Raw genomic sequence first — 12,081 nt, forward strand, 5'->3', positions numbered from 1 at the left:
GAACAACCGCGCGAGTTACACTCGGCGGAAGATCAGCGAGCCGTTGGTGCCGCCGAAGCCGAAGGAGTTACACAAGGTGTACTCCATATCGCTGACCTGGCGTGCTTCGTGAGGCACGAAGTCCAGATCGCAACCTTCATCCGGATTATCCAGGTTGATGGTTGGCGGTACCGCCTGATCGCGCAGCGCCAGCACGGTGAAGATAGACTCGATCGCGCCCGCCGCACCCAACAGGTGGCCGGTCATCGATTTGGTCGAGCTCACCAGCACGCGCTGGGCATCAGCGCCGAAGACGGATTTCACCGCCTGCGCTTCCGCCTGGTCGCCCGCCGGCGTAGACGTGCCGTGTGCGTTGATGTAACCGATTTGTGACGAGGTCACACCGGCATCAAGCAAGGCATTTTCCATCGCCAGCGCAGCGCCTGCGCCGTTTTCCGGTGGTGACGTCATGTGATAAGCGTCGCTGCTCATCCCAAAGCCAACCACTTCGGCATAGATTTTCGCGCCGCGTTTTTTCGCGTGTTCGTACTCTTCCAGCACCATCATGCCGGCGCCATCGCCCAGCACGAAGCCGTCGCGGTCTTTATCCCACGGACGGCTCGCCGCCTGCGGGTTCTCATTACGGGTGGACAGGGCACGCGCTGCGCCAAAGCCACCGACGCCCAATGGGGTGCTGGCTTTCTCTGCCCCACCGGCCAGCATCACGTCAGCATCATTGTAAGCAATGATACGCGCCGCATGGCCGATGTTGTGCACACCTGAAGTACAGGCGGTGGCGATGGAAATGCTTGGGCCACGCATGCCGTACATGATTGTCAGGTGGCCTGCAATCATATTCACGATGGTGGAGGGCACGAAGAACGGACTGATTTTCCGTGGGCCACCGTTAACCAGTGAACTGTGGTTTTCTTCGATCAAACCCAGGCCGCCGATGCCGGAACCGATCGCGGCTCCAATACGGCTGGCGTTAGCCTCGGTGATGTCCAGACCTGCATCCTGCATGGCTTGCATGCCGGCAGCGATACCGTACTGGATAAAGGCATCCATCTTGCGCGCATCTTTGCGAGAGATGAAATCCTCAGAATTAAAATTCTTTACCAGGCCAGCAAACTTGGTCGCATAGGCAGTGGTATCGAAATGGTCGATCAGGCTGATGCCACTCTGACCGGCAAGAAGAGCGTTCCACGTGGACTCTACCGTATTGCCGACAGGAGACAACATGCCCAGTCCGGTCACAACTACTCGACGCTTAGACACGTTTGTCCTCCAGGGAGGGAAAAATATGACACTAGGGATAGAAAAAACTTAGGCGGTCGAACGACCGCCTAGATATGTTCTCTTACTGCTGGCTAGCGTTGATGAAATCAATAGCTGCCTGAACAGTAGTGATCTTCTCAGCTTCTTCGTCTGGAATCTCGGTGTCGAATTCTTCTTCCAGTGCCATTACCAGCTCAACGGTGTCAAGAGAATCAGCGCCCAGATCTTCAACGAAAGAAGCGTTGTTCAAAACTTCTTCCTGTTTAACACCCAGTTGCTCAACAATGATTTTCTTAACGCGTTCTTCGATAGTGCTCATACTCTTAAATTTCCTATCAAAACTCGCTTTCGCGATGGTTTTCGTAGTGTATAAAATGCTGAAAAAGATGCAACTAAATCCCGGCTGGTCAAACCACGATTTTACGCTATTTTGCGGTTTTTGCCTCAAATAACGCAAATGGTTTTCACATTTTTTAAATCATGTACATGCCGCCATTGACATGTAACGTTTCACCGGTGATGTAGCCGGCCTCATCAGAGGCCAAAAATGCAACAGCGCTGGCGATTTCTTTAGCATCGCCCAGCCGGTTGGCTGGAACTGATGACAAAATGCCTGCGCGTTGATCATCTGTCAACGCCCGTGTCATGTCCGTCTCAATAAAGCCAGGTGCCACGACGTTGACCGTAATGCCACGTGAAGCAACTTCACGTGCCAAAGATTTGCTAAAACCAATCAGGCCGGCTTTAGCCGCCGCGTAGTTCGCCTGCCCTGCGTTCCCCATGGTGCCGACAACGGAACCGATGGTGATGATACGGCCAAACCGCTTTTTCATCATAGCGCGCATTACCGCTTTTGACAGGCGGAATACGGAAGTCAGGTTGGTGTCGAGGATATCCTCCCACTCGTCATCCTTCATACGCATCAGCAGGTTATCACGCGTGATGCCGGCATTATTCACTAAAATGTCGATTTCGCCAAATTCGGCGCGAATCGATGCCAGCACGCTGTCGATAGATTGCGCATCAACAACGTTCAACATAAACCCTTTGCCGTTTGCGCCCAGGTAGCTGCTGATCGCTTCAGCGCCGCTCTCGCTGGTCGCGGTACCGATCACTTTGGCGCCGCGTGCCACAAACGTTTCTGCAATAGCTCGGCCAATACCGCGGCTTGCGCCGGTGACCAGAACGATTTTACCTTCGAAGCTCATCATTTTCCTCTTTATTGTTCAAGCGCCGCCGACAGGCTGGCGGTGTCGTTCACCGCCGCAGCCGTCAGGGTGTCAACAATACGTTTAGTCAGACCGGTCAGCACTTTGCCCGGCCCCACTTCCAGCAGCGACGTCACGCCCTGTGCTGCGATAAACTCTACGCTTTCGGTCCAACGCACCGGGCTGTACAGCTGACGTACCAGCGCGCTGCGGATCGCTTCCGGATCGTTTTCGGTGCGCACGTCGACGTTGTTCACCACCGGTACCTGAGGCGCGTTGAAGGTGATGTCCTGCAGCGCCACGGCCAGCTTGTCGGCGGCCGGCTTCATCAGCGCGCAGTGCGAAGGCACGCTCACCGGCAGCGGCAAGGCACGTTTGGCGCCGGCGGCTTTACAGGCGGCGCCTGCGCGCTCAACCGCTTCTTTGTTGCCGGCGATGACCACCTGGCCCGGCGAGTTGAAGTTGACCGGAGAAACCACCTGCCCTTGCGCAGACTCTTCACACGCCTTGGCGATCGCGTCGTTGTCCAGACCGATGATGGCGTACATCGCGCCGGTACCTTCCGGCACCGCTTCCTGCATCAGCTTGCCGCGCAGCTCGACCAGACGGATTGCCGCCTTGAAGTCCAGCACGCCGGCGCAGACCAGCGCCGAGTATTCGCCCAGGCTGTGACCCGCCATCAGCGCAGGCGCTTTACCGCCCTGCTGCTGCCAAACGCGGAAAATCGCCACCGAGGCAGCCAGCAGAGCCGGTTGGGTCTGCCAGGTTTTGTTCAGTTCTTCCGCCGGGCCTTGCTGCACCAGCTGCCACAGGTCGTAACCCAGGGCGGAAGAAGCCTCGCCGAAGGTTTCTTCGACGATCGGGAACTGTGCGGCCAACTCGGCCAGCATGCCAACGGTCTGCGACCCCTGGCCCGGGAAAACAAAAGCAAATTGCGTCATTTTTTCTTCCTGTCCAAATCAGAAACGAACCAGCGCCGAGCCCCAGGTAAAGCCGCCGCCAAAGGCTTCCAGCAGCACCAGTTGGCCACGCTGAATTCGCCCGTCACGCACTGCTTCGTCCAGTGCGGAAGGCACCGAGGCGGCAGACGTGTTGCCGTGACGATCGAGCGTCACCACCACTTTGTCCATCCCCATGCCCAGTTTTTTCGCCGTTGCGCTGATGATGCGCAGGTTGGCCTGGTGCGGCACCAGCCAATCCAGCTCGCTGCGGTCCAGGTTGTTGGCCTGCAGCGTCTCGTCGACGATGCGCGCCAGTTCGGTGACCGCAACCTTGAAGACTTCGTTGCCCGCCATGGTGACATAGGCCGGCTTGTCCTGATTCTGACGATCCTTGTACGGCAACGTCAGCAGGTTGCCGTAGCTGCCGTCGGCGTGCAGATGGGTAGACAGAATGCCCGGCGCTTCAGAAGCCCCCAGCACCACCGCCCCTGCGCCATCGCCAAACAGAATGATGGTGCCGCGATCTTCAGGATCCAGCGTGCGCGACAAGACGTCCGCGCCGATAACCAGCGCATGTTTGACCGCGCCGTTTTTCACGTACTGATCGGCCACGCTGAGCGCGTAAGTGAAGCCGGCACAGGCCGCAGCCAGATCGAACGCCGCGCAGTCTTTGATGCCCAGCATTTGCTGCACCAGGCACGCTGCGCTCGGGAACGCGTGAGTGGTCGTGGTGGTCGCCACGACGATCAGCCCAATGTCTTCTTTAGCCACACCTGCCATTTCCAGCGCTTTCTCGGCGGCCTGGAAGCTCATCGTCGCAACGGTTTCATCCGCAGCGGCGATGCGACGTTCGCGGATACCGGTACGCGTGACGATCCACTCGTCAGAGGTATCCACCATTTTTTCCAAATCAGCATTGGTGCGCACTTGTACGGGCAAATAACTCCCCGTACCGAGAATCTTTGTATACATGTACGATCAGTCACTCTTAGGTAATACAGCCTCAAGGCGCGCAGCAATCCTTTCCGGGACTTGCCGCTGCACCGCCTGCACAGCCTGTTCGATTGCGACTGCAAACGCGTGAGGGTTCGCAGCGCCGTGGCTCTTGACTACGGTGCTGCGCAATCCTAACAGACATGCGCCATTATACTGGTCGGGGTTCAGGTGGCCGAACCGCTTAACCACCCGTTTTTGCAACCAACGGCCCAACAATTTCAGCCACCACGCTTGCTTGTTTCCGTCGCCGGACGATTTCAGCAGCGATAAGAATACCCTGACCACCCCTTCCATGGTTTTCAGGGTGACGTTGCCCACGAAGCCATCGCAGACCAAAACGTCGGTCTTGCCGGTGAGCAGTTCGTTTCCTTCCAGGTAACCAATATAGTTGATTGCCGGAGTATTTTTTAGCACAGCGGCCGCTTCGCGGATATTATCCAGGCCTTTGGTCTCTTCTTCGCCAATATTCAGCAGCGCCACCCGCGGTTGGGTAATGCCGATCACCTCTTCCGCCATCACTGCGCCCATCACGGCAAACTGCACCAGCATGGTGCTGTCGCACTCGACGTTGGCGCCCAGATCCAGCACCACGGTTTTACTGCGTTGCTGATTCGGGATCGCCGTCATCAGCGCCGGGCGCTCGATGCCGTCAAGCGGCTTGACCAACAGCTTCGCCAATCCCATCAGTGCACCGGTATTACCGGCGCTGACGCAGCCCTGCGCATTGCCGCTGCTGAGCTGTTCGAGCGCAATGCGCATCGACGTGCCGCGGCTGGCGCGTATCGCTTGTGAAGGTTTGGCGTCGCCGGCAATCACAGACTCGGCGGGCACGACTTGCAGACGCTCCAGAAGAACCGGATCGGCGTGGGCAAGCAAAGGGGAGATGACGTCGGGATTGCCGACCAGCAGGAGATGAAGCTGTAAATTAGAGGCCAGTGCCTGCAACGAAGCAGGCACTGTGACGCAGGGACCGAAGTCCCCGCCCATTGCATCTAACGCCAGGGTTAGACGAGTCAAGGTATCGCTACTTAGCCGATAACCTTGCGACCGCGGTAGAAACCGTCGGCAGTGATGTGGTGACGACGGTGAGTTTCACCGGATACTTTGTCTACAGACAGAGTAGTCGTGGTCAGAGCATCGTGAGAACGACGCATGCCACGCTTGGAACGGGTTGGTTTATTCTGTTGTACGGCCATGGACCTTACTCCTCAATTACTTACGCTTTAAACTGGCTAATACGGCAAACGGATTCGGTTTCTCCGCCTCAGGAGGCAGTTGGCCAAATACCATGTCCGCTTCGGACACTTCACAGTGTTCAGATTCATGTACCGGAACGACAGGCAGTGAAAGAATAATTTCATCTTCAATCATTGCCAACAGATCGACTTCGCCAAACTCGTCAACTTCGATCGGTTCGTACGCTTCCGGTAATGCCTCAGCCTGCTCATCATTGACGACCGGGCTAAAACAATATGTTGTGTGAACCTGATGTTCGAACGGGACTCCACAGCGTTGGCACATCAACGTTACCGTGACGTCCGCATGCCCTGTTATCACCGCGAGGCGCTGATTGTCGATATTAAACGACAACGACACCTCGACATCACTGTCCACACTGACCACGGAGTCGGCAACACGAGTAACCTGCTCAGGCGCATAGACACCAGCATAGTCCAGGCGTTTCTGAGCGGTACGTACCGCATCAATGGTCAAGGGTAATTTTACCTTTTGCATAGGGCGCGCATATTAACTTTGTAACGACATAGAGTCAAAGAAAAAGGCCGTAAAACGGCTCCTTTCACCAATATTCGCTTCCACAGCGGCCGACAGTTTAAAATGCCGTACCCATTTACGCTACGGTTTGCGAAAAAAATTATGCAGAGATTGCTTTTAGCCTCCACCTCCCCCTATCGAAAAATGCTGCTGGAGAAGCTGCAGCTGCCCTTCGACTGCGCCGCGCCGCAGGTGGATGAAACCCCACTGCCGGATGAAAGCGCCGAAGCGCTGGTGCTGCGCCTGGCGGCAGCGAAGGCTCAGGCGCTGGCCCTCGCCTATCCCGAGCATCTGATCATCGGTTCCGATCAGGTCTGCGTGATCGATGGCAGCATCACCGGCAAGCCCCATACCGAGGTGAACGCCCGGGCGCAGCTGCGCCAGGCCAGCGGCCAGGCCGTGACCTTCTATACCGGCCTGGCGCTGTACAACAGCCGCAGCAAGCAGCTGCAGGCCCTGTGCGAGCCGTTCCACGTGCATTTTCGCGCGCTGAGCGAAGCAGAGATCGCCGCCTATGTCCGTCTGGAGCAACCGCTGAACTGCGCAGGCAGTTTCAAGAGCGAGGGATTGGGGATCGCGCTGTTCGACAGGCTGGAAGGCCGGGACCCGAACGCCCTGATCGGCCTGCCGTTGATCGCGCTGTTGGCGATGTTGCGGGCTGAAGGCATCAACCCGCTGGTCTGACACGGATTATTTGGTCGCCTGCCGGCGCAGCACCTGCAGGCAGTGACGCAGTTCTTCATCCATCGGCGCTTCGATACGCATCGTTTCGCCGGTGGCCGGATGCTCGAAGCGCAGCGCCGCGGCGTGCAGGAACAGCCGCTTCAGGCCGGTACCCGCCAGCTGACGATCGAACTCGCGGTCGCCATAGCGATCGTCAAAAGCGATCGGGTGCCCGGCATGCAGAGTGTGCACGCGGATCTGGTGAGTACGCCCGGTGATCGGGCTGGCCTTCACCAAGGTAGCGAATTCGTAACGCTCTTCCACCTTGAAGCGGGTTTCCGAGGGCTTGCCTTCGCTATTGACACGTACGATACGTTCGCCGCTTTGCAGAATGTTTTTCAACAGCGGTGCCTGGACGGCCTTGCAGTGAGACTGCCACTGGCCGCGCACCAGCGCCAGATAATCCTTCTGCATGCCTTTCAGCCGCAGTTGCTCATGCAGCGAACGCAGCGCGGAACGCTTTTTGGCGACCAGCAGCACGCCGGAGGTGTCGCGATCCAGACGATGCACCAGTTCCAGGAAGCGGGCTTCCGGGCGCAGCGCGCGCAGCCCTTCAATCACGCCGAAGCTCAGACCGCTGCCGCCGTGCACCGCGGTGCCGGAGGGTTTGTTGAGGATCAGCAGGTGGTCGTCTTCATACAGAATGCAGTCGGCCAGCGCGGCCACTTTATCCAGCTTCGCCGACACCGGCGCCTCTTCGCGCTCGGCTACGCGCACCGGCGGTACGCGCACCACGTCGCCGGCCGCCAATTTGTACTCGACCTTGATGCGCCCTTTATTTACCCGCACCTCGCCTTTACGCACGATGCGATAAATCATGCTCTTCGGCACGCCTTTCAGGCGAGCGAGCAGAAAGTTGTCGATTCTCTGACCGGCTTCGTCGTCGGAAATCGTGATGAATTGTACTGCTGGATTGTTCGTTTTCATGGTGCGGGATTCTAAATAGAGCGCGTGAATAGCGCCACATCTTTTTCTGTGCTTAACTGTCTCTCTGACGGCGGACGAAACCCCAGCGGACAATAAGGCAGCAAGCCGATTTGAACGTTTGCGATTTCTTCCGCAGTTAAGGAAAAGTCACCTTGCTATAACGGCATCAGCAGTGGAATAATGCAGTTACTTTCCGCGTTGATTCTCGTTAAACAGGGAAAACGGTGGAATTATAAAATTTGTCTGATCGCGCAAAAACGCAGCAATGGCGTAAGACGTAATGCGAAATCAAACAATTAGCGGGCTGCGGGTTGCAGCTTGGCCGGCAAATGGAATCAGATCTGTCGACGTAAATCAGAGGCTATTCCCCTAGTAAAAGTGCTGTCTTTCACAAAGAAAAGCAGGCTTACCGAGATAATGCGCCCCTATGCAGGCGACAACCGTGAGGTTGACGGCTTTGCGAGAAGACACGGGGCTTTCGGTTTAACTCCGGCCATGAGGTTATTTTGCCCGCAGCTTTGTCGATAATGTAAAAATAACGAGTAAGTTAAGATGAAAAGAATGTTGATTAACGCAACTCAGCAGGAAGAGTTGCGTGTTGCCCTCGTAGATGGACAGCGGCTGTATGATTTGGATATCGAAAGTCCGGGTCATGAGCAGAAAAAAGCGAATATTTACAAAGGCAAAATCACCCGCATTGAGCCAAGTCTTGAAGCAGCGTTCGTGGACTACGGCGCAGAACGACATGGTTTTCTCCCTCTTAAAGAAATCGCCCGCGAATACTTCCCTAGCAATTACTCTTCCCATGGCCGCCCGAACATCAAAGATGTGCTGCGCGAAGGCCAGGAAGTCATCGTTCAGGTAGACAAAGAAGAACGTGGCAACAAAGGCGCTGCCTTGACCACCTTCATCAGCCTGGCGGGCAGCTATCTGGTGCTGATGCCGAACAACCCACGCGCCGGCGGTATTTCTCGCCGCATCGAGGGTGACGATCGCACCGAGCTGAAAGAAGCGCTCTCTTCGCTGCAACTGCCGGACGGCATGGGCCTGATCGTTCGCACCGCGGGCGTAGGCAAATCCGCCGATGCGCTGCAGTGGGATCTCTCCTTCCGTCTGAAGCACTGGGAAGCGATTAAAAAAGCCGCCGAAGGCCGCCCTGCACCATTCCTGATCCACCAGGAAAGCAACGTTATCGTGCGCGCCTTCCGCGATTACCTGCGCCCGGACATCGGCGAAATCCTGATCGACAACCCGAAAATTCTCGATCTGGCCAAAGAGCACATCGCTGCGCTGGGCCGCCCGGATTTCAGCAGCAAAATCAAACTGTACAGCGGTGAAATTCCTCTGTTCAGCCACTACCAGATCGAATCGCAGATCGAATCCGCCTTCCAGCGCGAAGTGCGCCTGCCGTCCGGCGGCTCGATCGTCATCGACAGCACCGAAGCGCTGACCGCCATCGACATCAACTCCGCACGCGCAACCCGTGGTGGCGACATCGAAGAGACGGCGTTCAACACCAACCTGGAAGCGGCGGACGAGATCGCTCGCCAGCTGCGCCTGCGCGACCTCGGCGGCCTGATCGTCATCGACTTCATCGACATGACGCCGGTACGCCACCAGCGCGAAGTGGAAAACCGTCTGCGCGACGCCGTGCGCCAAGACCGCGCGCGTATCCAGATCGGCCGCATCTCCCGCTTCGGCCTGCTGGAAATGTCGCGTCAGCGCCTCAGCCCGTCGCTGGGCGAGTCCAGCCACCACGTTTGCCCGCGCTGTAACGGCACCGGCACCATCCGCGACAACGAATCGCTGGCGCTTTCCATCCTGCGCCTGATCGAAGAAGAAGCGCTGAAGGAAAACACCAAAGAAGTTCACGCAATCGTGCCGGTTCAGGTCGCTTCGTACCTGCTGAACGAAAAGCGCGAATCCGTCAGCGCGATCGAAAAACGTCAGGGCGGCGTGAAAGCCGTCATCGTGCCGAACGATGAAATGCAAACCCCTCACTACTCGGTGCTGCGCGTACGCAAGGGCGAGGAAACCTCTACCCTGAGCTACTTGCTGCCGAAACTGCACGAAGAAGACATGGAGCGCCCGCTGGAAGATGCGCCGATGGAACGCAAGCGTCCGGAGCAACCGGCCCTGGCTTCCTTCTCCCTGTCCGCCGATGCGCCGCCGCCGGCTGAAGAAGCTGTCGCCGTGGCCAAGCCTGCTGCTGCCGCCGCCAAGGTTCAAGCAGCAGCGCCGGTCGCCGCCAAGCCGGGCTTCCTGGGCCGCCTGTTCGGGGGTCTGAAGAGCCTGTTCGCCGGTGAAGAACAACCTGCCGTCGAAGAAGCCAAACCGGCCGAAACGCCGAAAGCGGAAGGTAACGGTGAAAACCGTCGTCAGGATCGTCGCGGTCAGCGCCGTCAAGGCACCGGCCGTAAAGAGCGCGGTGAGCGAGGCGATCGTCCGGAACGCGGCGAGCGTAAAGAGCGCGGTGAAGGCCGTGACAATCGCGAGCGCGACAACCGGGAACCACGTGAGAACCGCGAAGGCCGTGAATCGCGTGAATCCCGCGATGAGCAGCGCCGTAACCGCCGTAACCAGCAGCAGAACGCGCCGGTCGCGGAAGAAACCGCCTCGGAAGAAAGCGCTAAAGCGCCACGCGAAGATCAGCAGCAGCGTCGTGAGCAGCGTGCTGAACGCCAGCGTCGTCGTCAGGAAGAGAAACGTCAGGCTCAGCAGGAAGTGAAAGCGCTGGAAAGCGTTGAAGCGGTCGAGAGCACCGACGAAGAGCAGGAAGAACGCCAGCAGCAGAACATGCAGCGCCGCCAGCGCCGCCCTCTGTCGCAGAAAGTGCGTATCCTGTCTGCGGAAGAAGAACTGCAGCGTGCAGCGGAAGAGCTGTTGGCGCCGAAAGCGCCGGTAGCGAAAGCCGAAGACGCGCAGCCGACTACCGACGACAGCGTCAAGCTGCTGCCGGAAACCGTTGCCGCTCAGCCGGAAGACGATGCCCAGGGCGAAAACCGCGGCAATGGCGAAGGCATGCCGCGTCGCTCCCGTCGTTCACCGCGTCACCTGCGCGTCAGCGGCCAGCGCCGCCGTCGTTACCGTGATGAGCGTTACCCGCTGCAATCCCCAATGCCGCTGGCGGGCGCGTTCGCTTCGCCGGAAATGGCGTCAGGTAAAGTCTGGGTGAGCTACCCGGTTGCTCAGGTTGAAGAAGCCGAAGTGCAAACCGAAGCCGTAGAACAGGCACCGGTTGTCGCCGCAGCGGTTGAACAGCACAGCGTTGCCGTGGAAGATACTCAGACCACGGCCAACGTCAACGAGCCGGCACCAGAAGCCACCGTTGAAACTGCAGCCGTCACCGTAACGGAAGAAGCTGTAGCCGTAGCGCCTGTCGTTGCTATCCCGGCAGAGGAAACCCCGGCACCTGCCGCAGTTGAAGAGCCGAAAGCGGAAGAGACTGCCCCGGCAGTGGAAGCCGAGCCGGTGGCTGAAACCGTAGCTGCAGAGCCAGTGGTTGAACCTGCACCAGCGGAAGACGAACCGGTGGTCGAAACTGCACCGGTAGAAGCCACGCCAGCGGAAGAAACGCCAGTGGTAGAAGCCGCACCTGCGGCAGCCGCCGTAGAAGCCGCTCCGGTCGAAAAAGCCCCAGCGCCAATCGCCGAACCTGCGCCTGTGGTAGCTCAGCAGCCGGCACCGGTGAAAGCCGTGCAGGACGTGCTGTACAAACACATCGCCACTGCGCCGATGACCAAAGCGCCTGCGCCGGCCTACCAGCCGGAAGAGCGCAAACACAGCGACTGGCAACGCCCTTCCTTCAATTTTGAAGGCAAAGGCTCAGCCGGCGGCCATTCGGCGGTAAGCCAGGCCACCGCGCCGGCCACCAAGCCGCAGCCGGTTAACGAATAAGTTAATCTGTAACCCTAAAAAAACCCGCCATCGGCGGGTTTTTTCTTGCCTGTAAAATGCTCAGGCGATCTTCTTCAGCTTTTTGATGTCCAGAACATCCAACTTGCCGTCAAGCCGGCTGACGAACTGCTGAAAATGCGCCGTCTCATTGTGCTTGTCCAGCGCCTCGCTGCTGGCCCAACGCTCAAAGAACACAAAAACGCCCGTTTTTTCCAGATCGCGATGCAAATCATATTGCAGGTTGCCCAGCTCCTGGCGGCTCGGCTCGATAATGTCGTGCACCGCTTCACTGACTGCGGCCTCAAATCCCGCTTTCGCTTGCAGGGTGGCGATAACGCGTACTTCCATTGCTTTCTCCC

12 protein-coding genes are annotated in these 12,081 nt (G+C 58.0%); 2 read left to right on the forward strand and 10 right to left on the reverse strand.

Annotated elements, in window-relative coordinates; translation table 11 throughout:
- Window positions 1-15 precede the first annotated feature (15 nt).
- The 8 genes from fabF to yceD form a co-directional block, all read right to left on the reverse strand.
- Complete coding sequence (fabF, locus tag FHU12_RS11985) at window positions 16-1,257, reverse strand: beta-ketoacyl-ACP synthase II (RefSeq protein ID WP_141969540.1); 1,242 nt, start codon at window positions 1,255-1,257, stop codon at window positions 16-18.
- 82 nt (window positions 1,258-1,339) lie between these two features.
- Complete coding sequence (gene acpP, locus FHU12_RS11990; protein WP_004719003.1) at window positions 1,340-1,576, reverse strand: acyl carrier protein; 237 nt, start codon at window positions 1,574-1,576, stop codon at window positions 1,340-1,342.
- Between the two features lie 154 nt (window positions 1,577-1,730).
- Window positions 1,731-2,465 (reverse strand): 3-oxoacyl-ACP reductase FabG, encoded by a 735-nt coding sequence (gene fabG / locus FHU12_RS11995; protein WP_016928193.1) that lies wholly within the window; start codon window positions 2,463-2,465, stop codon window positions 1,731-1,733.
- An 11-nt stretch (window positions 2,466-2,476) separates the two neighbouring features.
- On the reverse strand, window positions 2,477-3,406 hold the full coding sequence (gene fabD / locus FHU12_RS12000) for an ACP S-malonyltransferase (RefSeq protein WP_015377451.1): 930 nt from the start codon (window positions 3,404-3,406) through the stop codon (window positions 2,477-2,479).
- Between the two features lie 18 nt (window positions 3,407-3,424).
- Window positions 3,425-4,378 (reverse strand): beta-ketoacyl-ACP synthase III, encoded by a 954-nt coding sequence (locus FHU12_RS12005; protein WP_060418432.1) that lies wholly within the window; start codon window positions 4,376-4,378, stop codon window positions 3,425-3,427.
- A 6-nt stretch (window positions 4,379-4,384) separates the two neighbouring features.
- Entirely contained in the window at window positions 4,385-5,419 is a 1,035-nt protein-coding gene (plsX, locus tag FHU12_RS12010) for a phosphate acyltransferase PlsX (protein ID WP_141969542.1), read from the reverse strand.
- An 11-nt stretch (window positions 5,420-5,430) separates the two neighbouring features.
- A complete protein-coding gene (gene rpmF, locus FHU12_RS12015; protein ID WP_004927778.1) occupies window positions 5,431-5,598 on the reverse strand; it encodes a 50S ribosomal protein L32 in 168 nt (55 codons plus the stop codon).
- A 16-nt stretch (window positions 5,599-5,614) separates the two neighbouring features.
- The gene (gene yceD, locus FHU12_RS12020) at window positions 5,615-6,136 is read right to left on the reverse strand and encodes a 23S rRNA accumulation protein YceD (RefSeq protein ID WP_004927780.1); all 522 of its coding nucleotides are present in this window, start codon (window positions 6,134-6,136) and stop codon (window positions 5,615-5,617) included.
- A gap of 141 nt (window positions 6,137-6,277) precedes the next feature.
- On the opposite strand from yceD, the gene FHU12_RS12025 reads away from it, so the two are divergent.
- Window positions 6,278-6,859 carry a Maf family protein gene (locus FHU12_RS12025; RefSeq protein ID WP_141969544.1) on the forward strand — a complete coding sequence of 194 codons (582 nt, stop codon included), beginning with the start codon at window positions 6,278-6,280 and terminating at the stop codon, window positions 6,857-6,859.
- Window positions 6,860-6,865: 6 nt separating this feature from the next.
- Here the strand turns inward: FHU12_RS12025 and rluC are convergent, their stop codons facing one another.
- The gene (gene rluC / locus FHU12_RS12030) at window positions 6,866-7,825 is read right to left on the reverse strand and encodes a 23S rRNA pseudouridine(955/2504/2580) synthase RluC (protein ID WP_141969546.1); all 960 of its coding nucleotides are present in this window, start codon (window positions 7,823-7,825) and stop codon (window positions 6,866-6,868) included.
- Window positions 7,826-8,377: 552 nt separating this feature from the next.
- On the opposite strand from rluC, the gene rne reads away from it, so the two are divergent.
- On the forward strand, window positions 8,378-11,722 hold the full coding sequence (gene rne / locus FHU12_RS12035) for a ribonuclease E (RefSeq protein ID WP_141969548.1): 3,345 nt from the start codon (window positions 8,378-8,380) through the stop codon (window positions 11,720-11,722).
- Between the two features lie 60 nt (window positions 11,723-11,782).
- Here the strand turns inward: rne and FHU12_RS12040 are convergent, their stop codons facing one another.
- A complete protein-coding gene (locus FHU12_RS12040) occupies window positions 11,783-12,070 on the reverse strand; it encodes a putative quinol monooxygenase (RefSeq protein WP_141972975.1) in 288 nt (95 codons plus the stop codon).
- Between the last annotated feature and the right edge of the window lie 11 nt (window positions 12,071-12,081).

Origin of the sequence: Serratia marcescens, assembly GCF_006715005.1 — a bacterium.
Classification (GTDB): domain Bacteria; phylum Pseudomonadota; class Gammaproteobacteria; order Enterobacterales; family Enterobacteriaceae; genus Serratia; species Serratia montpellierensis.

Coding starts and splice junctions, on each gene's coding strand:
- acpP (WP_004719003.1), bottom strand. CDS start 1,576: ATGAGCACTATCGAAGAACGCGTTAAGAAAATCATTGTTGAGCAACTG.
- fabG (WP_016928193.1), bottom strand. CDS start 2,465: ATGAGCTTCGAAGGTAAAATCGTTCTGGTCACCGGCGCAAGCCGCGGT.
- fabD (WP_015377451.1), bottom strand. CDS start 3,406: ATGACGCAATTTGCTTTTGTTTTCCCGGGCCAGGGGTCGCAGACCGTT.
- FHU12_RS12005 (WP_060418432.1), bottom strand. CDS start 4,378: ATGTATACAAAGATTCTCGGTACGGGGAGTTATTTGCCCGTACAAGTG.
- rpmF (WP_004927778.1), bottom strand. CDS start 5,598: ATGGCCGTACAACAGAATAAACCAACCCGTTCCAAGCGTGGCATGCGT.
- yceD (WP_004927780.1), bottom strand. CDS start 6,136: ATGCAAAAGGTAAAATTACCCTTGACCATTGATGCGGTACGTACCGCT.
- FHU12_RS12025 (WP_141969544.1), top strand. CDS start 6,278: ATGCAGAGATTGCTTTTAGCCTCCACCTCCCCCTATCGAAAAATGCTG.
- rluC (WP_141969546.1), bottom strand. CDS start 7,825: ATGAAAACGAACAATCCAGCAGTACAATTCATCACGATTTCCGACGAC.
- rne (WP_141969548.1), top strand. CDS start 8,378: ATGAAAAGAATGTTGATTAACGCAACTCAGCAGGAAGAGTTGCGTGTT.
- FHU12_RS12040 (WP_141972975.1), bottom strand. CDS start 12,070: ATGGAAGTACGCGTTATCGCCACCCTGCAAGCGAAAGCGGGATTTGAG.